Source organism: Caulobacter sp. NIBR1757 (assembly GCF_027912495.1).
Classification (GTDB): domain Bacteria; phylum Pseudomonadota; class Alphaproteobacteria; order Caulobacterales; family Caulobacteraceae; genus Caulobacter.
In genome coordinates this window covers 1,508,613-1,531,624 of sequence record NZ_CP115463.1, presented here as the reverse complement: position 1 = coordinate 1,531,624, position 23,012 = coordinate 1,508,613, and the positions used below count along the sequence as shown (strand labels likewise).

Here is a 23,012-nt window from a genome sequence, read left to right as displayed (position 1 = left end):
AGCCTCTGCGGGATCGCCGACGGCAACTGTCGGTCAGGGTGCGGAGCGGCGGCAAGCGGTGGAAAAATGGCGCTAGACGATTGATATAGTTCATCAATGTTTCAGTGCGCCGCAGCATGTGCGCAAAAATCCGCACACGCTTCGACGATGTTGTGCAATTATCCGCCCAGGATTTTCCCGGAGCCCGCCTTGGCCGATTCCGCCGCCCGCCAGGCCACGCTAAAGCGCTGGGGCCCGTTCGCCGTGGTGAGCGCTCTGTTCATCGGCATCGCCACCTGGGCGGCCGGCGAGGTCGCGGCCGATGCGGCCCGGGCCGATCTGGCCCGGCAGGCCGATGCCGCGGCGGCGCTGCACGCGGCGGTGCTGCGCAGCGAGCTGGAGAAGCACCGCTCCCTGCCCTTCGTCCTCGCCGCCGACCCCGACGTCGGCCAGGCCCTGCGTAGCCGCGACCCCGCCGCCCTGGCGGCCCTGAACCGCAAGCTGGAGGATCTCAGCGGCCAGACCCGCGCGGCGGTGATCTACATCCTCGACGCCAGGGGGCTGACCCTGGCGGCCAGCAACTGGCGATTGCCGACCAGCTTCGTCGGCTCCAACTACGCCTTCCGCCCCTATCACGCCGAAAGTCTGCGCCAGGGCTCGGCCGAGCATTTCGCGCTGGGCACGGTCAGCGGCCGGCCCGGGCTGTTCCTGGCCCGGCGGGTGGGGCCGGCGGAGGCGCCGCTGGGCGTGGTGGTGGTCAAGGTCGAGTTCGACGCGCTGGAAGGCGAATGGCGTGGCTCGGGCGAGCCGGCCTTTGTCACCGATCCGCACGGCATCGTGCTGGTCACCTCGGTCCCCGGCTGGCGGTTCCGAACCTTGGCGGCCATTCCGGAGGCCGAGCGGGCGCCGCTGCGGGCCAGCCTGCAGTACGGCAAGGAAAGCCTGACGCCCCTGCCCGTCCAGCCGGACCCCAAGCATCCGCGCGAGCGGTTGGGCATCGCGCCGGAATCCGAGGCCCCGCAACGCTTTCTGGCCGCCTCGACGCCGGCCGCTTCGCCCGGATGGACCCTGCATGTCCTGACCGCCGCCGACCGGCCGCTGCGCTCGGCGGTGACGGCGGCGCGGGCCCTGACCCTGTTGCTGACGGCGGCCATCGTGGGGCTGGCGGCCCTGGTGCTTCGGCGGCGGCAGCGGGCGGCGGCGCAGGCGGCGGCGGAGGTGGCGGCCAGGGCCGAGCTGGAGGCGCGGGTCGCCTCGCGGACGGTGGAGCTGAGCGGCGCCAACGAAAGACTGACCCGCGAGATGGAGGAACGCCGCCGCGCCGAGACCCACCTGCAGCGGGTGCAGGACGACCTGATCCAGGCCAACAAGCTGGCCACCCTGGGCCAGATCGCCGCCGGGGTGGCGCATGAAATCAACCAGCCCGTGGCCGCGATCCGCGCCTATGCCGACAATGCGGGGGTTTTTCTCGACCGTGGCGAGGCGGGTTCGGCGCGGGAGAACCTGGGGATCATCGGCGGACTGACCGAACGCATCGGGCTGATCACCGACGAGCTGAGGGCCTTCTCCCGCAAGTCGGCCGGCCAGACCGGGCCGACCCCGGTCGAGGACGCCATCGCCGGCTCCCTGCTGCTGGTGGGCGCGCGGCTGCGCCAGCAGGGCATCGTGCTGGAGCGCACCGGCGAGACCGGCGGGGTGCGGGTGCAGGCCGACCGCATGCGGCTGGAGCAGGTGCTGGTCAACCTGCTGCAGAACGCCGCCGAGGCGCTGGCTGACCGGCCCGAGCCGCGCATCACGGTCGGGGTCGAGCAGAAGCGCGGGACCGTGCGCATCACCGTCAGCGACAATGGCCCCGGCCTGGCGCCCGAGGCCAGCGAGGGGCTGTTCACCCCGTTCGTCACCACCAAGGCCAAGGGGCTGGGCCTGGGCCTTGTCATCTCGCGCGACATCGTCGCCGAGTTCGGCGGCGAGCTGAGCGGCGGCACGCAGCCGGCCGGCGGGGCCCGCTTCACCATCAGCCTGAAGCGCGCCTGATGTTCCAGGACCTGACCCTGGTCGCCTTCGTCGACGACGACGCCGACCTGCGCGCCGCCAACGCCCAGGGTCTGAAGCTGGCCGGGCTGGAGGTGCTGACCTTCGAGCGGGCCGAGACAGCCCTGGAGCGACTGGACGCGAATTTCCCCGGCGTGGTGGTCAGCGACATTCGAATGCCGGGTATGGACGGGCGCCAGCTGTTCGCCCGGCTGCGTGACATCGACCCCGACCTGCCGGTCATCCTGATCACCGGCCACGGCGACGTCGCCCAGGCGGTCGAGGCCATGCGCGAGGGGGCCTATGACTTCGTCGCCAAGCCCTATGCCAGCGAGCGGCTGGTCAGCAGCGTGCGGCGGGCGCTGGAGAAGCGGCGGCTGGTGCTCGACAATCGCCGGCTGATGGCCGTCACGGGCCAGGTCGACGCAGACCAGGCCCTGATCGGCGAGACGGCCGTCATGCAGCGGCTGCGCGCCACCCTGCGCCAGATCGCCGAGGCCGGCGTCGATGTCCTGCTGGAGGGCGAGACCGGGGTCGGCAAGGAACTGGCCGCCCAGGCCCTGCACCGCTGGAGCCGGCGACGGCCGCACCCCTTCGTGGCCGTCAACTGCGCCGCCCTGCCCGAGGCCATGGTCGAGAGCGAGCTGTTCGGCCATGAGACCGGCGCCTTCAGCGGGGCCATGCGGCGGCGCGGGCATGTGGAATCGGCCGACCGGGGGACGCTGTTCCTCGACGAGATCGAGAGCATGGCCCCCGGCGTACAGGGCCGCATGCTGCGGGTGCTGGAGGAGCGGGAGGTGACGCCGCTGGGCTCAAGCGCCGCGCGGCCCGTGGATCTGCGGGTGGTGGCGGCCAGCAAGGGGGATCTGGCGGCGCTGTCGGCGACCGGCGCCTTCCGGGCCGACCTCTACTACCGGCTGAACGTCGTGCGGCTGTCGATTCCACCGCTCCGGGAACGGCGTGACGACGTCCCGCTGCTGTTCGGCCACTTCCTGAGGGAGGCCGCCGCCCGCTTCCGCCGCGAGCCCCCGGCCCTGACCGACGCGGTGCGCCGGCGGCTGATGGAGCACGACTGGCCGGGCAATGTGCGCGAGCTCAGCCATTTCGCCGAGCGGGTCGTCCTGGGCATCGAGGAGCCGGCGCCGGCCGCGCCGGCCGGCGGCCTCAGCCTCGCCCAGCGGGTCGACGCCTTCGAGGCCCAGCTGCTGCGCGAGGCGCTGGAAGGCTTCGGCGGCGATGTGCAGGCGGCGCTGGCGGCGCTCGACCTGCCGCGCCGGACCTTCTACGAAAAGCTGCGGCGGCACGGCATCGAGATCGCCCGCTATCGGGAGCGCTAGGCCGGATCGAAGGCCCGCGGCAGCCGCGCGGACCCGGAAGGGTCGAGCGGCCAGAAACGCTGAAGAAGAACCAGCAGCCGCTATAGCAGCCAGTCGCCGCTGTCGCCGGTGACGTCGCCGTTGATCTTCATCTGGTAGTCCACCTTGCCATCGCCATTGACGTCCAGGCGCAGGGTGGTGATGCCTCCCGCGAAGGTCAGGGTCATCTGGCCGACATCCGCGTCGTGAGCGGCGTCCGGCTTGGTGAAGGCGCTGACAAGGCGGAAGGCCTGGTTGCCATCGAGCCGGGTGTTGGCGTCGATGGCCGACAGGTCGATCAGATCCTGAGCATCGAAGTCATAGACCTGGTCAGTTTCCAGCACCAGATTGGCGATGCTTTCCTGGCGCACGACAAAGGTGTCCGCGCCCGTGCCGCCGCGCAGCAGGTCGTTGCCGAGACCGCCGATGATAAAGTCGTCGCCATCGTTGCCGTTGATGGTGTCCGACCCTGCCCCGCCGTCCAGGCTGTTGGCGCCGGTGTTGCCCTGCAGGTTGTTGGCGCCGGCGTTGCCGGAACCATCGATGTCGGCAGAGCCTTGAAGTTGCAGGGCCTCGATGTTTTCGGACAGCACCCAGCCGTCCATGGCGGTGCGGACGATATCGTAGCCCTCTCCGGCCAGTTCGATCGTCTGGTCGCTGGCGTCATCGACGATGTAGATGTCGTTGTCGGCCCCGCCTGACATCACGTCGGCGCCAAGGCCGCCGTCGAGATAATCGTTTCCGACGCCCCCGTTCAGGGTATCCACGTCCGACTGCCCATCCATGCGGTCATTGCCGGTTCCGCCGTTCAGCAGGTCGGTCCCAGTGCCGCCAAACAGCTTGTCGGCGCCGTCGCCGCCGTTCAGCTCGTCGGCGCCGTCATCGCCGTTGAGGATATCGCCGCCGCCACCGCCGATCAGGTCGTCGGCGCCATTGCCGCCGTTCAGCACATCGGAGAGATCGCCGCCATCCAGCAGGTCGTCCCCGTCCAGGCCGTTCAGCGTGTCATTGCCGCCCTGGCCCGAGAGGCTGTCGGCCATCGCGCCGCCGCTGCGCACATCGTCGCCCGAGGTGCCGGCGAAGCTCACCGACGAAGCGCGGCCGAAGATGACATAGCTGGCGCCGGAGCCAGAGCCGTTCGGGTCGGCGCCATAGGCCCCGATGATCAGATCGTCGACGCCATCGCCGTTGACGTCTCCCGCCGAGGCGACCGACCAGCCGCTGAAGTCGCCAGAAGCCTTGCCATTGATCTGGAAGCCGTTGGTTCCGTCGAGGGTGGACAACTCCAGGACGGCCGCAAAGCCGGTTGTACGTCCGAACACAACGTAGCTGGCTCCGGAGTTGGAGCCTTTCGGGTCGGCGGTGTAGGCCCCGATGACCAGATCGTCGATCCCATCGCCGTTGATGTCGCCGGCCGAAGCGACGGAAACGCCGGCCCGGTCGCCAGCAACCTCGCCATTGATCTGGAAACCGTTCGTTCCGTCGAGGGTGGACAGGTTCAACTCGGCCGCGAACCCTGTCGTGCGTCCGAATACGACGTAGCCGGCGCCAGAGCTGAAGCCGTTCGGGTCGGCTAACCTGGCCCCGATGATCAGGTCGTCGATGCCATCGCCGTTGATGTCACCAGCCGAGGCGACGGAAATGCCGCTTTGGTCGCTTGCGACCTCGCCATTGATCTGGAAGCCGGTGGTTCCGTCGAGGGTTGACAGGTTCAGTTCGGCCGCAAACCCGGTCGTACGTCCAAACACAACATAGCTGGCGCCGGAGCTGGAGCCGTTCGGGTCGGCGTACTTGGCCCCGATGATCAGATCATCGACGCCGTCGCCATTGATGTCGCCAGCCGAGGCGACGGAAGCGCCGCTTTGGTCGTTTGCGACCTCGCCATTGATCTGGAAGCCGGTGGTCCCGTTGAGGCCGGACAGCTCCAGGGTGGCCGCAAAGCCGGTTGTGCGTCCGAACACAACATAGCTGGCTCCGGACGAGGCGCCGTTCGGATCGGCAACCATGGCCCCGATGATCAGGTCGCCGATGCCATCGCCGTTGACGTCACCAGCCGAGGCGACGGAAACGCCGCTCAGGTCGGTTGTGGCCTCGCCATTGATCTGGAAGCCGGTGGTTCCGTCGAGGGTTGACGGGTTCAGTTCGGCCGCAAACCCGGTCGTGCGTCCGAACACAACGTAGCTGGCTCCAGAAGCGGAGCCGTTCGGGTCGGCATACTTGGCCCCGATGATCAGATCGTCGATGCCATCGCCATTTACGTCGCCCGCCGAGGCGACGGAAATGCCGCTCTGGTCGCTTGCGGCCACGCCGCTGATCTGGAAGCCGGTGGTTCCGTCAAGGGTGGACAGGTTCAGGGTGGCCGCAAAGCCGGTTGTGCGTCCGAACACAACATAGCTGGCTCCTGAGAAGGAACCGTTCGGGTCGGCGCCCCTGGCGCCGATGATCAGGTCGTCGATGCCATCGCCGTTGATGTCTCCGGCCGAGGCGACGGACCAGCCGCTGTCGTCGCTCGCGGCCTCGCCGTTGATCTGGAAGCCGGTGGTTCCGTCGAGCGAAGACAGCTCAAGGACTGCGTCAAACGGCATGTTCTAACCCCCAAGGCCCCGATCCGCGCCACCGCGCGGGGATTTGAAACTGGCGCTCAGCAACTGACCCCCTTCAACACTGTCGGTGGATCCGAAGATTCTGCAATCGCTCGTCTAAACAATGGACAGGTTTGAATGCAAGAGGTTCCTGGCAATCAGAGCATCCAATCCCCTTGATCGCCTCTGACACCAGGGCGATGGATGTTGACGCCGCAAGAGAAGATCAACGCCACCTTTAAAATACCCACATTGGGCATATTATGACAGTATAATTTTGACGAAGCCGTTGAAAATGTCCGAAATACTTACCTGAGATTGCCGAGATCGGGGACTGACGCGATGCGACAGGTTGGATCACCACCCCCGCTTCAGCCTTGTCGCGCGTACGCCCCGTCAGGCCGGATCGAAGCGGCCCAGCTGCGTGGCCCTCAACGCGACCGCCCGGACCGAAGACCGCTACAGAATCCAGTCGCCGCTGTCGCCGGTGACGTCGCCGTTGATCTTCATCTGGTAGTCGACCTTGCCATCGCCGTTGACGTCGAGTCGCAGGGTGGTGATGCCGTCGGCGAAGGTCAGGGTCATCTGGCCGACGTCCGCTTCATGGGCAGCGTCCGGCTTTGTAAAGGCGCTGACCAGATGGAAGGCCTGGTTGCCATCCAGCCGGGTGTTGGCGTCGATGGCCGACAGGTCGATGAGGTCCTGGACGTCGAAGTCGTAGACCTGGTCGGTCTCCAGCACCGGGGTGGCGATGCTCTCCTGGCGCACGACAAAGGTGTCCGCCCCCGTGCCGCCGCGCAGCAGGTCGTTGCCGAGGCCGCCGATGATGAAATCGTCGCCGTCATTGCCGTTGATCGTATCGACGCCCTCACCGCCGTCGAGGCGGTTGCTGCCGGTGTTGCCCTGCAGGTTGTTGGCGCCGCTGTTGCCGAAGCCGTTGAGGTTGGCCGCGCCCTGAAGCTGCAGGGCCTCGACGTTGGCGGCCAGCACCCGGCCGTCCAGGGCGGTGCGGACGATGTCATAGCCTTCGCCCGGCAGTTCGATCGTCTGATCGCCGGCGTCATCGACGATGTAGATGTCGTTGTCAGACCCGCCGGACATGACGTCGGCGCCAAGGCCCCCGTCGAGATAATCGTTGCCGGAGCCCCCGTTCAGGGTGTCCACGTCCGATTGCCCGTCCATACGGTCATTGCCAGTGCCGCCGTTCAGCAGATCGGCGCCCGTTCCGCCGAACAGCTTGTCGGCCCCATCGCCGCCGTTCAGTTCGTCCGCGCCATCGTCGCCATAGAGAAGGTCGCCGCCGGCTCCACCGATCAGGTCGTCAGCGCCATCGCCGCCGTCTATGATGTCATCGCCGCCCATGCCGTTCAGCGTGTCGTTGCCGCCCAGGCCGGAGAAGGTGTCGTTGGCCCCGGCGCCGCTGTGAACGTCGTCGCCCGGCGTCCCGATGAAGTTGACCGGTGAAGGACGGCCGAACACAACATAGCTGGCTCCGGAGTAACTGCCGTTCGGGCCGGCGCCCGTAGCCCCGATGATCAGGTCATCGATGCCATCGCCGTTGACGTCGCCCGCCGAGGCGACGCTGGCCCCGCTGCCATCCTGGGTGACCTCGCCATTGATCTTGAAGCCGTTGGTTCCATCCAGGGTGGACAGGTTCAGGGTCGCCGCGAAGCCGGTTGTGCGCCCGAACACAACGTAGCTGGCTCCGGAATTAATTCCATTTGGATCGGCGCTGGACGCCCCGATAATCAGATCGTCGATGCCATCGCCGTTGACGTCGCCGGCCGAGGCGACCGCAACGCCGCTGCGGTCCTGAGCTGCCTCACCATTGATCTTGAAGCCGTTGGTTCCGTCGAGGATGGACAGGTTCAGGTTCGGCGCAAAGCCGGTTGTGCGCCCGAACACAACATAGCTGGCTCCGGAGACGGCGCCATTCGGACTGGCGGTGATCGCCGCGATGATCAGGTCATCGACGCCATCGCCGTTGACATCGCCGGCCGACGCGACTGAAGCGCCGCTGCGGTCGAAGGCCACCTCGCCACTGATCTGGAAGCCGGTGGTTCCGTCGAGGGTGGACAGGTCCAGGTTCGCCGAGAAGCCGGTTGTGCGCCCGAACACAACATAGCTGGCCCCGGAGAAGGCGCCGTTCGGAGCGGCGCTGTACGCCCCGATGATCAGGTCGTCGATGCCATCGCCGTTAACGTCGCCCGCCGAGGCGACCGCACGGCCGCTGCGGTCGCTGGCGACCTCGCCGTTGATCTGGAAGCCATTGGCTCCGTCGAGGGTGGACAACTCCAGGTTGGCCACGAAGCCGGTTGTGCGTCCGAACACAACATAACTGGCCCCGGAGTAATGCCCATTGGGGTTGGCGCGGTATGCCCGATGATCAGGTCATCGACGCCATCGCCGTTGATGTCGCCCGCCGAGCCGACTGAAACGCCACTGAAGTCGCCGGCGACCTCGCCGTTTATCTGGAAGCCGTTGGCTCCATTGAGGGTGGACAGGTTCAGGGTCGCCGCGAAGCCGGTCGTGCGTCCGAAAACAACATAGCTGGCTCCAGAGCTGCTACCATTCGGGTCTGCGCGCAGGGCCCCGATAATCAGGTCGTCGATGCCATCGCCATTGACGTCGCCGGCCGAGGCCACGGAACCCCCGCTGTAGTCCGCCCCGGCCTCGCCATTAATCTTGAAGCCGGTCGTTCCGTTCAGGGTGGACAGGTTCAGGGTCGCCGAGAAGCCAGTTGTCCGTCCGAAAACAACATAGCTGGCTCCGGAACCATTGCCATTTGGGTCGGCGGTCGCAGCCCCGATGATCAGGTCGTCGATGCCATCGCCGTTGATGTCGCCAGCCGAGGCGACACGCCAGCCGCTCCGGTCGTAAGCCGCTTCACCATTGATCTGGAATCCCGTGGTTCCGTCGAGCGATGACAGCTCAAGGACTGCGTCAAAAGGCATGCCTCAACTCCGCAGGCGCCGCTCCGCGCGCCCTGCGCAGGATTGTACACTGACGCCCCATTACTGACCTTCGGGAACTTTTAACCAACAACGTCAGGCGTCGGCAACCGCTTTCCAAGCCGATGAGGACAAAAATGCAAGCCGCGCCCGGAATTCATAGCATCGCGACCTGGTCATCGCTGACGATGCCAAAGCCTGGACCCGCAAAGCGGCCAGAGAAGCTCAGAACTATCTTTAGTTTTCCCTCATTTTGAGGTGTGACCCGGCTACAATTTTTGACGGTACTGTATAGTTGCTCAGAATGACTCTGCAGAACGCCGCGCGTCTGCCTCGTCGCGCGCGCGCCGTCAGGCCGGATCGAAGCGGCGCAGCAGCCGCGCCAGCTCCGGCTCGGCCACCCGCCTAGCGGCCTCCCGCGGCGAGAGCCAGCGGCGCTCCCGCTGGCCGGCCTCGGGCCAGTCGGGGCGGTCGGTGGTGACTTCCAGGGGGTAGAGCTTTACCCGGCAGGGGCGGACCGAGCCGTCCTTCAGCTTCTTGCCGTAGCTGAAGCCGCCGATCGGCGCGGGGGCGATCAGGCCCTTTACGCCGGCCTCCTCCCAGGCCTCGATGGCGGCGGCCTCGGGGTCGGACTTGCCGGGCATGGGCCAGCCCTTGGGCACCACCCAGCGCCTGGTCTCGCGACTGGTGACCAGCATGACCTCGAGGGCGCCGCTGAAACGGCGTCGCCAGGGCAGGGCGCCGACCTGATGGGCCTCGCCGGTCACTTGAGGAACAGGCCGCCCAGCAGGCAGGCGGCGGCGCCCATGGCGGCGGCGGCGGGCATGGTGATGAACCAGGCGGTGACGATGCCGCGCGCGACGTTCCAGCGGACGGCCGAGGCGCGGCGAGCCGCCCCGACCCCGACGATGGCGCCGGTGATGGTGTGGGTGGTGGAGACGGGAATGCCCATGCCGGTGGCCAGGAACAGGGTGATGGCCCCGCCGGTTTCGGCGCAGAAGCCCTGCTGCGGGCTCAAACGGGTGATTTTCGAGCCCATGGTGTGGACGATACGCCAGCCGCCGAACAGGGTTCCGAGCGCGATCGCCGCCTGGCAGGTGATGACCACCCAGAAGGGTACGTGGAACTCACCGCCCAGCAGACCGCGCGAGTAGAGCAGCACGGCGATGATGCCCATGGTCTTCTGGGCGTCGTTGCCGCCGTGGCCGAGGCTGTAGGCGCTGGCCGAGACGAACTGCAGGCCGCGGAACACCCGGTCGGCGAAATGCGGGTTGGCCTTCACGAAGATCCAGCTGACCAGCAGCACCAGAAGCAGGGCCAGCAAAAAGCCGACGGCGGGCGACAGGAAGATGGCGAACACCGTCTTGGTCACCCCGGCGACCACGATGGCCGAGACCCCCGCCTTGGCCACCCCGGCCCCCAGCAGGCCGCCGACCAGGGCGTGGGAGCTGGAGGAGGGAATGCCGCGCAGCCAGGTGATGACGTTCCAGGCGATGGCCCCGACCAGGGCCCCGAAGATCACCTTGTCGCTGATCACATCGGCCGAGATGATCCCCTTGCCGATGGTGCCGGCCACATGCAGGCCGAAGAACAGGAAGGCGATGAAGTTGAAGAAGGCCGCCCAGCCGACCGCGTAGATCGGCGGCAGCACCCGGGTGGCCACGATGGTGGCGATCGAGTTGGCGCTGTCGTGCAGGCCGTTCAGGAAGTCGAACAGCAGCGCGACGCCGATCAGGAAGACCAGGACGATGAGGGCGGCGTCCATCGGCTAGAGGTGCTCGACCAGCACGCCGTTGATGTGGTTGGCGACGTCCTCGAAGCGGTCGATGACCTTTTCCAGGTGGTCGTAGATCTCGGCCCCGATGATGAAGCCGAGCGCGTCACCGCCGGCCGCCTTCTGAGCCTGGTACAGCGCCTTCATGCCGGCGTCGTAGAGGTCGTCGCTCTGGCTTTCCAGTTTGGCGATCTGCTCGGTCAGGGCGTTGAGCCGGTGGCGCTCGCGGGTCATCTCGGGCAGCAGGCCGACGGCCTCCACCGTCAGGGCGGCGGCGGCGATGGCGATGTCGCCGAGCTCGCGCATGTGGGGGGCGAAGTCGCGCACCTCGTAGAGGGTGACGGCCTTGGCGGTCTTCTGCATCTGGTCGACGGCGTCGTCGAGGCTGTTGGTCAGCCGCCGGATGTCGGAGCGGTCGAAGGGGGTGATGAAGCTGCGCCGTACGGCGACCAGCACCTGGCGGGCGACGTCGTCGGCCGCATGCTCGGCCGCGACGATGGCGGCGCAGGCGGCCTCTGTCCCCTCCCCGCCGTCCAGCATCCGGCGCAGGGCGGCGGCCCCGGTCACCAGGGTGTCGGCATGGGCCGCGAACAGGCGGAAGAAATTGTCTTCCTTGGGCAGCAGGGCCTGGAACCAGCGCAGCATGATCGGCCTCGTCGAGCGTCTTCGACGGGGTGTAGCGCAACGCCGGGGATTCGTCAGTGGGCGGATCGCCCATACCGGACGCGGCCGCCCGGGGGCAGGCGGCCGCGCCCGGCGGCTAGAGGGCCGGGCGGCGGCCGGAGACGGCCGCCTCCAGCGCCATCAGGCGGTCCTTGAGCAACAGCTTGCCCTTCTTGATGCGGGCCAGGACGCGGTCGTCCGGCCGGGGCCGGCGCCACTCTTCCCGCAGGGCGGTTTCCAGCAGGCCGTGGCGGCTGCGGAGACGGTTGATCAAAGCATGGGACATTTAACGTCGCTCCTCTGGTGACAGGGTGGGAGCGTCGATGCCGGGCCGGGGGGAAGACGTGGGGGTCTGGGTCCCGGCATCGAGCGCGCCCGATGCGGTCCGACATCACGATCGGGGAGGATCGTCAGAGGGGCCCGGGCCGCACAACCAATCTGGGCGCCCCATGCCGCCGGCGCCAGACCCGAGGCGCTTATGGGCCGAAAAAAATCAGTCCGCGCCGCCGCCGCGCCGTGGCCATGGCGTGACCATGGAGCCGGGGGCGCGCGGGCGGGGGTGGCGCCGGGGCGCGGGGGTGACTAGCTTCCTGCCTGGGCCGCCATCACCGATCGCGACAGAGAGACACCGCCATGACCGACCAGACCGCCGCACCCGCGCCCGCCAACCACCCGGAGGGCTATGAGCCCGCCAAGGTCTGGACCTGGAACAAGGAGAACGGCGGCCGCTTCGCCGCCATCAACCGGCCCATCGCCGGCCCGACCCACGACAAGGACCTGCCCGTCGGCAAGCACCCGCTGCAGCTCTATTCCCTGGCCACGCCCAACGGGGTGAAGGTGACGGTGATGCTGGAGGAGCTGCTGGCCCTGGGCCACGCGGGCGCCGAGTACGACGCCTGGCTGATCAAGATCAACACCGGCGACCAGTTCTCCAGCGGCTTCGTTTCCGCCAACCCCAACAGCAAGATCCCGGCCCTGGTCGACCACAGCGATCCGGCCCGGCCGATCCGGGTGTTCGAGAGCGGCGCCATCCTGATCCACCTGGCCGAAAAGTTCGGCGCCTTCCTGCCCACCGAGCCGGCGGCCCGGGCCGAGACCCTCAGCTGGCTGATGTGGCAGATGGGCAGCGCCCCCTACCTGGGCGGCGGCTTCGGCCACTTCTACGCCTATGCCCCGTTCAGGATCGAATACGCCATCGACCGCTTCGCCATGGAGGTGAAGCGCCAGCTGGACGTGCTGGACCGGCGGCTGGGCGAAGCCGAGTACCTGGCCGGGGATGAGTACACGATCGCCGACATGGCGGTCTGGCCCTGGTACGGCGCCCTGGCCAAGGGGCTGGTCTATGAGGCCGGCGAGTTCCTGGCCGTGCAGGACTACAGGAACGTGCAGCGCTGGACGGACCAGATCGCCGAGCGGCCGGCGGTGAAGCGCGGGCGGATGGTCAACCGGGTGTTCGGGGAGCCGTCGAGCCAGCTGTGGGAGCGGCATGACGCGGGGGATTTCGAGACGAAGACGGCGGATAAGCTCACAGCGAGCTGACGTCGGCTTGGGGGCTTCCAGCAGAGGTGTCATAGTGGCCCCTCTGACTTGGAGCGCCGCCATGGCGAGCAGAACATTGGAGGGCCGGCTGGACGCGCCGGACCTGTCCGCCCAGGAGCAGGACCACCGCTTCAAGCAACTCGGCGACCGCTTTGCGGCGCCAACGGAAGCGGTGCGGGCCCGGTATGCGGCCTTGGGCGCGATGCCCGGCGCGGCGGGCGAGGTCGATGGTGAGGTGGTCGAGCGCCGAAGGGACGGCGGCCTGGAGCCAAGGCGCTAAGCCGTGACCGGCCCCCTCACTGTGCTGCAGGTCACCTCCGGCCCAAATGGGGCAGGCAAGGCGACACTCTACGACATTCAGTCCGGCCCGTGCCGCGCGGAGTTCGTCGGCGGACAAATGGGGAAGACAGACAAGCAAGTCGAAAGCCGCACAGCCGGACGAGGGACTAGGACTTTTTTAGCATCACGCGGCTTTCAACCGGTCCATTTCCTGGCGAAACGCGAGGGTTAGTTGTTCGGCCTCGTCATCGGGAAGCCAGTTGGCCATCTGCGGGAACACCGTCTGCCACATACGGGCATCACGCTCCGACCAGGGCATGCGCCGGGCGCGTCGGGCAGTTTCCAGGACCGCCGTCAATTTGGCGCGAGCCCTGGTCGGATGATCAACAGCTGGGGTCACAGGCACCGGCATGCGGTGCTCGCCCTCGCCGAACATGCTCAGCTGATCAGGGCCGGTGAAATTGCCGAAAAGGTCTTTAGATTCAGTCATTCTCAGAGGATGTTGGATCGGGCGTGACAGCAGCAGCGGAGGGAGAAAAGCCCAAGGCTTCCCGACTCAGCGGATCTTCCAAGGTTCGCTTCAGAATGCTATCCGCAGAGACGAACAGGTCAATCAATTCAGCGATCCGGCCGACAATATCGCGAACTTGCGGCACGAAGTCATCAGGCAGTTCGATCCCCTCACGAGCTGCCAGCCAGCGGGGAAGCAGGCGGTAGCCACTGACGGAGAAACTCCAGACCGCCTCCGGGATATTGACGATGCGCCCGGACCCGTCGGCGCAGAGTGCAATGGAACCGTCTTCATATTCGACGGCCGCCAGCTTGCCGGTAGCCGCAGTCTCGTTGACGGCCAAGCCCTTAAGAAACTGGGGGCTTGGTACCCGAGCGAAAGTTTCGACCGCACGGATTTCGGCCCCTACGCGGGCCGCATCATCAAACACCGATCGGTCCGCGGGGAATGGCACGTGCGGAAAGACGTCCTCCAGATCTTCGGCGAAATGGGTAGTGTAGGAGCTGCCGGAGAGCAGACACAGGACGGCGTCGAAAACTTGCTCCGGCCCGACTTCGGAGCCGTAGGCGTCCTCAAGCGCAGCTACCAGTTCAGCCTTAAGGTTGACAGGGTCGTGGCCGGGCCGTCGGTCGTAGAGAGGGTAAGCATAGCCGCCGCGACCGCTAAAAGCATGAAGGTCGGGAAGGAGGCCGTGACACCACACCGCAGGGCCGCTGTTGGTACCCTTCGGCATAGCGTAGAGGGCATAGTTTGACGCCCCCCATAACTCCTGCATCTCCCAACGAAGATACGCACCATACGCCCGATGATTATATAGAAACCGGGTGTCGAGAGGACGGTATGCAACAGGGAGAACATGTTGGTCTGAGAAGGGGACAGCCTTGGCCTCTGACCAGGAATTCTCTCCTGTCGTCTTGAAGGCACGTTGTGCCGCCACATCCGTTCCCGACACAAAGTCCGAAATTCTTTTAATTAAACCTTCGCGCGATACATCATAGATGAACTCGTCTCTTTTCGTCTGAACTCCACCTCTGCTGTATTCAAATATGTCATCAATACTGACGAGACTTCCATTCAAAAAGGGGCGCGGCCGCATATCTGCCATCGCTTCTCGAACTACGGAAATGGCCCCCTCGAGTTGCCCCGTCTGCTCACCCATCAACATCCAGTCGAGCTTAGACTTTCGAGACATGTGGCCAGAGGTCCATGCATCGTTATAGTATACGTCCGATAGGGTGCCCTCCGCCTTCGACCCATCAGCGATCGCAAGTGTAATGCAGGTGCCGACCCTAATATTAAATACCCCCTGATCACTCTCGACGTCGGCTCGTTCTCCGGTCCGCACATCGCCTCGAAGATCGATAATCTCGATACGGTCAAAGCGTTCGCGCATCATCTTGCGCAGCCCGGCATAGGGCCAGCCGGTGAGGAACTTTCGATTGGTGATGAAGGCAATCACCCCGCGTTTTGGTGCGTTGTGGGCCTCGAACAATTTCCAGATCGACCAGCGCCAGAAGGCCACCGACAGTTCCGGAAAGGTATTGAGTTGGTTGCCCTTGCCCGCGTCGCTGACAGGCCTCTTGAGATCGTCCCATAGCGTGTCCATCCAGCGGCCGACAAGAGTCTCGTTCTCGCCAACCTCCAGGCGGCGATAGGGAGGATTGCCAATGATCGCCAAGATTGCCTGTTCGGACTTTACCCGGTCCGACAGCGCCCGCTCGTCGTGGATGCCCTCGCTGACGAAGCCAAGACCGCCAAGCGGCGCGGCGGCACCGGGACGGGCCAGGGTGTCTGTAAGATAGACCCCAAGGCGCGGCAGATTGAGCGCTGCCTCGGCAGTTCCGTCCGGTCGTCGCGACAAGGCGTGGTGCAGCCGATAGTGGGCGACGGCGTAAGGTCCGATGAGCAGTTCGAAGCCGTACATGCGCTTGGCCAACCCCCGCAGTGCGGCGGGGGCTTGGCCAGGGCCGTCTATCTCCGACACCTCGCGCCGCAACCGGTCTGCAACGCCAAGTAGGAAGGTGCCAGTACCAGTGGCCGGGTCAAGGATATGAACCTGCGGATCAGCGATGCCCTGGGTCTCAAGCCGCTCCCGGAGTGTCCGATCGAGGGCACCAACCATGAACCGGACAACTTCCGTCGGCGTGTAGTAGACGCCGTAACGCTCCCGAGCGTCCGGATCGAAGGTCGAAAGAAAATTCTCATAAAAATAGAGGATGGGGTCCGAGCCGTCCTTTCGAATTGCGAGGATCTTCAGTTCGAAGCTATTCACCGTTTGCAACATGACGGCGAAGCCCGCTCCCACATCTTCAGCGACCTCCGGCAGACTAAGGACACGGAGAGCCGTCTTCATCAGTGGATGCTCGTCGGGCATCCGTTCGTGGGCGTGAGTATCGACAACCTGCCCGGTCGCCTCACGAACCAGCAACAATCCAAAGGCGAGCGTCTGGGCGAAGGCGGCCGAGAACAGGGCGTCAAAATCGGCGGACGAATAGCCCGCCGCTTCCGGGTGCGAATAGAGGACATCACGGAACTCACGTCGCACCTGCTGCAGCGGTTCATCCTCCGCGCCCTCAAGCGCCAGTTCCGCGAGACGATCACGCACGATGCCGCGGACCAGCCGAGCCGAATGAGCTAGGAGTTCGGCCAGATGCTCCGCGTCCTTAGCCGAGGGGGGATCGGACTGCGCAAGCCGCTCGATCAGGCGCAGCGCCGGGCTCGCGTCATGAGCGTCGATGAGGGCATCAGCGGCCGAATCTGTCCGATCCGGATCGAGCGCCGCTTCGGGGACCAGGATTGCGTGGCCCTGATCCTCATCGCGATTGTAGAACCGGACCTCGTGGAAGTTGCTGATCGCCCAGGCCGGAAGCTCGCCGAAGCGGGCAAATTGTCGGCTATCGTGAGCGAGGGTCCAATTCCTGCCGTTGGTCGATTTGTCGAGCGATTTGAGTTCCAAGAAAGCACGGGCGGTTTCGCCTGGTCGCTTCAGCGCCAAGTCAGGCCGTCCGACACCGGCGTTGACGAACTCTGCCAACACAGTGAGTTGTGGCGCGCCGGGCAGAAGGGGGAGCATATCGACAATGAGCCGCTGAAACTCCGGAGCCAGGCCCGGCTCTGTCACGGCGGGATGGGCACGGCGGGATGCTCGTATCCGTTGAGCATAGCTCTTGAGAGCGGCCTTCTGATGCTCTGTTGTCATACCCTCACTTGGCGCCGTTCGCCCCAAAGCTGCAAGATGGCCCAGCAGGTTTCGATTGTAATTGACGCTCCAGCCTGTCCGTTCCTGCCAGCCTGCTGACCTTATGCATAAAGCCGAGCGCCGCCGCCGTTTGTAAGTGCCTTCTTCCGACAAGCGGGAGAAGGCACGCTAGGGTATCCCGTCCCCAACATGCGACAACACCTAACCGCTTCGCTAAGAGGCTTCCGACGGTGGTGTCCATTCGCGAGCGGTTCGAGGCGCTGTTCGCGCCGCAGCGGACGGCTGTCGAAATGCCGCTGACCGACAAGAAGCTTGGCCCACTGGAAGGTGGTGCCGCAGATGGCCCAATGGCTGCCGGCCGGCCGGTGAGCGCGAAGCGGTAAGGCGCAGGTTCGCCGATCGCCTGGTCGGCGGAGAGGCCAGACTGGGGGCCTAGCGGGCGTCAGCTGCCTCAACGACATCAATGTCCCGTCCCCAGACGAGACCAACGCCCTCCCCGGCCTTGCGCAGGTATTTCAGGACTTCCGTCCGGGAGTTGTTGGTCGCCACATACCAGCCGGGGATCAGCTCGGCGCTGAAATGCTCTACCTGCTTGCGGTTTTCGTAGAGCTGTTCCGGCCGGCGGGCGACCGCGCGCTTCGAGCGGGGGTGGTAAGCCTCGAGAGCTTCCAGGGCGCCGGGGCGGGCCTCCTCGATCTGGCGAAGCGCACCGATCATCAAGGCCTTCCATGACTCATAGGGCGTATCGCGGCCGAGAAGCCGCAGGACCAGATTGCTGGTCTTGCGCCCCACGACCGTGTCGAGGGATCGTGGCGCGACCGGCGGGGCCGGAAGGCTGCCCATCGATGCGAACACTTCGGCGCTGAAGTCGAATTCGAAGTCCGCGGTTGGAAACCGGCCCGCCAGAAGGCGGTCGCCGGTGATCCAGACGGTAAGTTGGGAGTCGGCGCGCGTGAGCGGCGCCAACGCGTGTTGCAGTCCAGACGCCAGTGCAATGCGAGCCATGAGATGACACTCCTTTTCTTATAATCGCTTATAAGCGCTTATACGCAGGATGTGAAGCCTCACGGAGCTTTCGGCCGTTTAGTAATTTGGGAGGCCATTGCCTGCAGCCGGCGCTGCCCTCATCCGCCCCCTTCGGGGCCACCTTCTCCCGACAAGCGGGAGAAGGAACAGCAAAGAGGGGACATGTTGAATTTCGCCCGCGAAATTCAACATGTCCCCGGCTTCCCACCCCCAAAATGCGATAATACCTAACCGCTTCGATAAGCGGCTCCCCCTCCCCTCAGCCTGGAGCCCCTTCCCCATGACCCGGCCCTATGTCTCCAAAGCGCCGCCCGGCAAGCCGCTGAACCTCATGCAGCAGCGGTTCGTGCATGAGTACCTGGTCGACGAGGTGGCCACCGCCGCGGCGCGGCGGGCGGGGTATTCGGGGAAGCGGGCGCGGTGGCAGGCGTGCGACCTGATGAACAATCCGCGGGTGAAGGCGGCCATCGCGGCGGCGAAGGCGGCCAGGGATGCGCCCTGGACGCGGGAGATGGTCATCGAGCAGCTGCGCAAGATCGCCTCGGCCAATGTGCTGGACTATGCCCGGCCGGGGGCGGACGGGGCGCTGGAGCTGGACCTGTGGCGGCTGGAGCGGGATCGGGCCGGGGCGGTCAAGGCGCTGAGCGTGGTGGAGAAGACCGACCCGAAGAGCGGGGTGGTGACGCGGACCGTCGGCTTTACCCTGGCCGACCGGTCGGCGGCGCTGATCAAGCTGTTGCCGATGCTGGAGTCCGGGCAGGTCACCAAGGCGATGGACAGGGGCTATGCCTTCGGGGTGGAGAGCATCCTGGAGCTGGACCTCGGCGAATTCGCGCGGATGAAGGCCTACTGGGCGGAGAGGGCGCGGGAGACCGGATACCGGCAGGTGAAGAGCGGGGCGGAGCTGGCCTGGCGGCAGCATCAGTTCTGGCGGCGCGATCGGCGGGTGGAAGAGGTGGCCGACTGGGAGCCGGCGACCGACGAGGACCTTGACGGCCTGAACGGGGATCCGGCGGCGGCCGGGGCCCGGTCGGGGTGAGCGGGGGCTGGGATGAGCGGGGGTGGACGGGGGCGGAGGGCGCGCCGATGATCGCGGCGAAGCGGAGTGGCGAGGCATGGCGGTGAGCTTGCGGCCCCTGAGGGCCGAGGACGGGGAGACGGTGCTGGCCTGGCGCAACAGCGCGGCGGTGGCGCCCTACATGTACAGCGAGCACCGGATTACGCCGGCGGAGCATGCGGCGTGGCTGGCGCGGGCGCTCGAGGAAGGCGGCCGGGCGGAGGGCGACCGGCGGTTCTGGATCATCGAACTGGACGCGGCCGGGGTGGGGCTGGCGAACCTGGCGAAGATCGACCGGGCCAACAGCAAGTGCGAGTGGGCCTATTACCTGGCCGATCCGGCGACGCGGGGGCGCGGGGTGGGGTCGGTGGTCGAGTGGCTGGTGCTGGCGTTCGTGTTCGAGCGGCTGGGGCTGAACCGGCTGTGGTGCGAGGTGCTGGTCGAGAACGAGGCGGTCTGGGGGCTGCACGAGCGGTTCGGCTTTGTGCGCGAGGCGCTGTTGCGGGCGCATGTGCGCAAGGCGGGGGTGTTCCGCGATGTGGTCGGGCTGGGGATGCTGAGCGCCGACTGGCCGGCGGCGCGGGCGGCGGCGCTGGCGCGGCTGGCGGAGAAGAGGGTGAGTGTGGGGGAACTGGAGGCGGCGCTGGCGGGGATGTAGCGGCGGGCGCCAAAGGGGGACTGGCGCCTGGCGCCCCCGTTGCATTAAGGGTTCCTTAACCGGCGCAAGTCCGGGCGGAGGGATCGAAATGGGACGGATCTGGGCGGTGCTGGCGGTGGCTTTGGGCCTGGCGTTTGGTCAGGCGGCGACGGCGGGGGCGGCCGACTGGGCGCTGCTGAAGGCGGCGGACGCGGGCTTTACGGCCGAGTTGCCCGGCGAGGCGGTCCATATCGGCGGCAATGGCGAGGGGCCCGAGCAATGGCTGCTGGTCGGCGGGGATGGGGTGTACGCCATCTTCCTGTCGCCGACGGGGGCGGGCGAGATCGACGAGGGCTTCCTGGACAGCGTGCTGGACAACAGCGTCGAGGCCCTGGCCGGAGAAGTGCAACAGCGCTGGACGACCGACGGCCACGGCGGCCGGGTGCGCTGGGCGCGGTTCGCGGGCCAGGCCTCGAACCTGACGGTCGAGGGCCAGGCGATCGCGATTGCGCGGCCGGGGACGGTGCTGGTGGCGGTGGCGCTGACGCCGGAGGGCGGCGATCCGGCCAATGTGGCGCGGTTCCTGGCCAGCGTGCGGGTCGCGGCCCCGGTGTAGATTCTTTGTGGTCGCGCGTTTGATCCGATAACCGGTTCCCACTTATCGGAACGCGCTCTAGGCCGCTTCCGGCGAGGCGCCGTGCAGGCCCTGCATGATGATGCGGTTGATCTCGATCAGCGGGTCGATCTCTTCCTCGCGGCGGATGACGGCGCTGGTGTGCTTGCCGACCCAGATGGAGATGGAGATGATCTGGGCGCGCAGGGCCATGGGCAGGGCGTTCTCCGGCTGACCGCAGTCGGTCGCCAGCGCCGACCAAAGGCGGCGGTTCCAGTCGAGGGCCTCGACGCGGCCCGCGATCTGGGTTTCGGGCAGTTTCTGGGCATCCATCAGGGCGCGGGTGACCTGGCCAAACAGCCGGTACTCGGCGTCCTTGGGATTCTCAGCCCTCGCCGCCGCCTGTTGATACGCCTGAAGACCCATTGCCCAACCTCTCGTCCTCGTACTCCACCAGCTTCCGGCAGAGCATGAGCGCCTTGTAGTATTCCTTCTCCATGATGTGCTTGGAGATGTTAACGCACTCCGACAAAACGGCCGGATTGCGCACCACACTCATGAACTCGGTGAGGCGGCGGACGAACTCGTCGTAATAGCGGCTCGCGCCGGGCTCATCCAGGTACATCATCATGACGGGGAAGTAGACGTGGCGGGCCGGTGTGACGGCCTCTGCTTCCTGCATGATGTCCTTCTCGCGAAGAACTGACGCCTTGTTTTGCAGGATCAGAACGCCGCGCCGGTCGCCATTCTGGACGACTGCGCCATTGAGGACGAATTTCTCGCCCGGCTTTAGTGACAGCTTCAGCGGCACGTGCGCCTCCCCGATACAGGGCGTCAACATCGGCGATCATGGTTAACGGGATATTGTCGCGGGGTGCGACAAACGGCGGAAGTTAAGGGCGGAGTAACCATGATCGGGCGATCTCTTGACTAATCTTGCAAAGACTGTGACCAGATGACGCGCCCCAGATCCGACGTTTCTACAACCGCTTTGGGCATGACCCCCATCATCGGCCAGGCGGCGCAGGTCAGGGCGTTCGGCGGCATGGCCGGCCAGGCCGGGTCGGCGGCGTCCCTGACCCGCATGCTGGAGGCCATGGCCGAGATGAAGGCGGCCAGCCTGGGCGGCGTCATCGACCAGGCGGTGGCGGCGCTGCAGAAGGACGATTTCGAGAGCGGCGGGCGCCTGGCCATCCAGGCGCTGGAGCTGGACGAGCGGTCGGGGTTCGCCTGGTACCTGCTGGCCATCGCCCGGGAGCGGGCCGGGGATTTCCCCAGTTCCGTGCGGGCCTATGACAAGGCCCTGCAGCTGATCCCGGCCCATGCCGAGGTGGCCAACGACATGGGGCGCCTGGCCTATCGCATGGGCATGAAGGAAACGGCCGAGAAGCTGTTCGCCCACTATGTTTCGGCCCATCCGGAGAACCCGGAAGGGGTCAACAACCTGGCCTGCGCGGTGCGCGACCAGGGGCGGTATGACGAGGCGGTGGAGATCCTGCGGCCGGCGATCATGGCCAATCCGGGGGCGGCGGTGCTGTGGAACACGCTGGGCTCGGTGCTGGCCGAACAGGGCGATCCGGCGGGCTGCGTGACGTTTTTCGACGAAGCGCTGCGGCTGCAGCCGGACTTTCCCAAGGCGCGCTACAACCGCGCGACGGCGCGGCATGCGCTGGCCGACACGGTGGGGGCGCTGGAGGACTGCAACGCGGCGATGAGCGCGCCGATGCCGGCCGACGAGATCCAGATGATGCGGCTGGCGCGCTCGACCATGCATCTGACCCTGGGCGATCTGGCGAAGGGCTGGGACGACTACGAGGCGCGGCGGGACCCGAGCTTCGGGGACGTCACCCACTATCTGGTCGAGCGGCCGGCGTGGACGCCGGACAGCGATCTGGCCGGCAAGTCGTTGCTGATCTTCGGCGAGCAGGGGCTGGGCGACGAACTGCTGTTCGCCAACCTGTTGCCGGATGTGATCGAGGCGCTGGGGCCGAAGGGGAAGCTGACCCTGTCGGTGGAGCCGAGGCTCGTGCCGCTGTTCCAGCGCAGCTTCCCGGCGGTGCGGGTCGGGGCGCATGCGACCTTCGACGTCGACGGGCGGACGGTGCGGGTGGCGCCGTTCCTTGACGAAGGCGAGCTGGCGAAGATCGACCTGTGGGCGCCGCTAGCCTCGCTGCTACAGAGCTTCCGGGGATCGGTCGAGGCTTATCCGGACACGGCCGGCTATCTGACCGCCGATCCGGCGCGGGTGGCCCACTGGCGGGAGGTGCTGAAAAGCGCGCCGGCCGGGCCGAAGGTCGGGCTGCTGTGGAAGAGCATGACGGCCAAGGGGGCCCGGCACCGCTGGTTCTCGCCGTTCGCGCTGTGGGAGCCGGTGCTGCGCACCCCGGGCATCTGCCTGGTCAATCTGCAGTACGGCGACTGCGAGGCGGAGCTGGCCCATGCGAAGGCGCAGGGCATCGACATCTGGGTTCCGCCGGGCATCGACCTCAAGCAGGACCTGGACGATGTGGCGGCCCTGACCTGCGCGCTCGACCTGACCGTCGGGTTTTCCAACGCCAGCTTGAACCTGGCCGGGGCCTGCGGGGCGCCGGTCTGGCTGGTGACGCCGCAGGCCTGCTGGACCCAGCTGGGGACCGACCGCTACCCCTGGTATCCGCAAGCGCGGGTGTTCACGCCGACCAGCTATGCGGACTGGGAAGAGGTGATGGCGGACATGGCGGCGGCGATGAAGGTCGGCTTCCAGACCGGAACGTAAGGCGTCCGCGCGGGTTGAATCTCCAGACGGCACCAAAGCCGTCAGACGGGATGACAACGCC

Annotated in this window: 20 protein-coding genes; 8 read left to right on the top strand and 12 right to left on the bottom strand. The window is 66.5% G+C overall.

Annotation, left to right across the window (positions count from 1 at the left end; translation table 11 throughout):
* Positions 1-189 precede the first annotated feature (189 nt).
* Both O5I81_RS07435 and O5I81_RS07430 read left to right on the top strand, forming a co-directional pair.
* Positions 190-2,013 (top strand): ATP-binding protein, encoded by a 1,824-nt coding sequence (locus O5I81_RS07435; RefSeq protein ID WP_271068313.1) that lies wholly within the window; start codon positions 190-192, stop codon positions 2,011-2,013.
* Positions 2,013-3,347, top strand: coding sequence for a sigma-54 dependent transcriptional regulator (locus O5I81_RS07430; RefSeq protein ID WP_271068312.1), 1,335 nt, complete (start codon positions 2,013-2,015; stop codon positions 3,345-3,347). The genes O5I81_RS07435 and O5I81_RS07430 overlap by 1 nt, the downstream gene beginning before the upstream one ends.
* Positions 3,348-3,427: 80 nt before the next feature.
* On the opposite strand, the gene O5I81_RS07425 is transcribed toward O5I81_RS07430, so the two are convergent.
* From O5I81_RS07425 to O5I81_RS07395, 7 genes are all read right to left on the bottom strand, one after another.
* Positions 3,428-5,950, bottom strand: coding sequence for a hypothetical protein (locus O5I81_RS07425; protein WP_271068311.1), 2,523 nt, complete (start codon positions 5,948-5,950; stop codon positions 3,428-3,430).
* A gap of 456 nt (positions 5,951-6,406) precedes the next feature.
* Positions 6,407-8,239: a hypothetical protein gene (locus tag O5I81_RS07420; protein WP_271069004.1), complete on the bottom strand. Its 1,833-nt coding sequence runs from the start codon at positions 8,237-8,239 to the stop codon at positions 6,407-6,409.
* On the bottom strand, positions 8,122-8,901 hold the full coding sequence (locus O5I81_RS07415; RefSeq protein ID WP_271068310.1) for an integrin alpha: 780 nt from the start codon (positions 8,899-8,901) through the stop codon (positions 8,122-8,124). Before O5I81_RS07415 ends, O5I81_RS07420 begins: the two co-directional genes overlap by 118 nt.
* A gap of 347 nt (positions 8,902-9,248) precedes the next feature.
* Positions 9,249-9,665: an NUDIX hydrolase gene (locus O5I81_RS07410; protein WP_271068309.1), complete on the bottom strand. Its 417-nt coding sequence runs from the start codon at positions 9,663-9,665 to the stop codon at positions 9,249-9,251.
* Positions 9,662-10,663 (bottom strand): inorganic phosphate transporter, encoded by a 1,002-nt coding sequence (locus tag O5I81_RS07405; RefSeq protein WP_271068308.1) that lies wholly within the window; start codon positions 10,661-10,663, stop codon positions 9,662-9,664. The genes O5I81_RS07410 and O5I81_RS07405 overlap by 4 nt, the downstream gene beginning before the upstream one ends.
* A gap of 3 nt (positions 10,664-10,666) precedes the next feature.
* Entirely contained in the window at positions 10,667-11,317 is a 651-nt protein-coding gene (locus O5I81_RS07400) for a DUF47 family protein (RefSeq protein WP_271068307.1), read from the bottom strand.
* Between the two features lie 115 nt (positions 11,318-11,432).
* Complete coding sequence (locus O5I81_RS07395) at positions 11,433-11,621, bottom strand: YdcH family protein (protein ID WP_271068306.1); 189 nt, start codon at positions 11,619-11,621, stop codon at positions 11,433-11,435.
* A 347-nt stretch (positions 11,622-11,968) separates the two neighbouring features.
* Between O5I81_RS07395 and yghU the strand changes: the two genes are divergently transcribed.
* On the top strand, positions 11,969-12,874 hold the full coding sequence (gene yghU / locus O5I81_RS07390; protein ID WP_271068305.1) for a glutathione-dependent disulfide-bond oxidoreductase: 906 nt from the start codon (positions 11,969-11,971) through the stop codon (positions 12,872-12,874).
* 61 nt (positions 12,875-12,935) lie between these two features.
* Positions 12,936-13,154 carry a hypothetical protein gene (locus O5I81_RS07385; RefSeq protein WP_271068304.1) on the top strand — a complete coding sequence of 73 codons (219 nt, stop codon included), beginning with the start codon at positions 12,936-12,938 and terminating at the stop codon, positions 13,152-13,154.
* 183 nt (positions 13,155-13,337) lie between these two features.
* On the opposite strand, the gene O5I81_RS07380 is transcribed toward O5I81_RS07385, so the two are convergent.
* From O5I81_RS07380 to O5I81_RS07370, 3 genes are all read right to left on the bottom strand, one after another.
* A complete protein-coding gene (locus O5I81_RS07380; protein ID WP_271068303.1) occupies positions 13,338-13,643 on the bottom strand; it encodes a hypothetical protein in 306 nt (101 codons plus the stop codon).
* Positions 13,636-16,863 (bottom strand): type ISP restriction/modification enzyme, encoded by a 3,228-nt coding sequence (locus tag O5I81_RS07375; protein WP_271068302.1) that lies wholly within the window; start codon positions 16,861-16,863, stop codon positions 13,636-13,638. The genes O5I81_RS07380 and O5I81_RS07375 overlap by 8 nt, the downstream gene beginning before the upstream one ends.
* A gap of 432 nt (positions 16,864-17,295) precedes the next feature.
* Entirely contained in the window at positions 17,296-17,868 is a 573-nt protein-coding gene (locus tag O5I81_RS07370; RefSeq protein ID WP_271068301.1) for a hypothetical protein, read from the bottom strand.
* 301 nt (positions 17,869-18,169) lie between these two features.
* Here O5I81_RS07370 and O5I81_RS07365 point away from each other — a divergent pair, with 301 nt between their 5' ends.
* The 3 genes from O5I81_RS07365 (at position 18,170) to O5I81_RS07355 (ending at position 20,199) form a co-directional block, all read left to right on the top strand.
* A complete protein-coding gene (locus tag O5I81_RS07365; RefSeq protein ID WP_271068300.1) occupies positions 18,170-18,928 on the top strand; it encodes a terminase small subunit in 759 nt (252 codons plus the stop codon).
* Between the two features lie 76 nt (positions 18,929-19,004).
* Entirely contained in the window at positions 19,005-19,604 is a 600-nt protein-coding gene (gene pseH / locus O5I81_RS07360) for a UDP-4-amino-4,6-dideoxy-N-acetyl-beta-L-altrosamine N-acetyltransferase (RefSeq protein ID WP_271068299.1), read from the top strand.
* A gap of 88 nt (positions 19,605-19,692) precedes the next feature.
* The gene (locus O5I81_RS07355) at positions 19,693-20,199 is read left to right on the top strand and encodes a hypothetical protein (protein ID WP_271068298.1); all 507 of its coding nucleotides are present in this window, start codon (positions 19,693-19,695) and stop codon (positions 20,197-20,199) included.
* A 57-nt stretch (positions 20,200-20,256) separates the two neighbouring features.
* On the opposite strand, the gene flaF is transcribed toward O5I81_RS07355, so the two are convergent.
* Positions 20,257-20,622: a flagellar biosynthesis regulator FlaF gene (gene flaF / locus O5I81_RS07350; protein WP_271068297.1), complete on the bottom strand. Its 366-nt coding sequence runs from the start codon at positions 20,620-20,622 to the stop codon at positions 20,257-20,259.
* Complete coding sequence (gene flbT, locus O5I81_RS07345; RefSeq protein WP_271068296.1) at positions 20,582-21,007, bottom strand: flagellar biosynthesis repressor FlbT; 426 nt, start codon at positions 21,005-21,007, stop codon at positions 20,582-20,584. The genes flaF and flbT overlap by 41 nt, the downstream gene beginning before the upstream one ends.
* 186 nt (positions 21,008-21,193) lie before the next feature.
* Here flbT and O5I81_RS07340 point away from each other — a divergent pair, with 186 nt between their 5' ends.
* The gene (locus O5I81_RS07340; protein WP_271068295.1) at positions 21,194-22,951 is read left to right on the top strand and encodes a tetratricopeptide repeat protein; all 1,758 of its coding nucleotides are present in this window, start codon (positions 21,194-21,196) and stop codon (positions 22,949-22,951) included.
* Positions 22,952-23,012 lie beyond the last annotated feature (61 nt).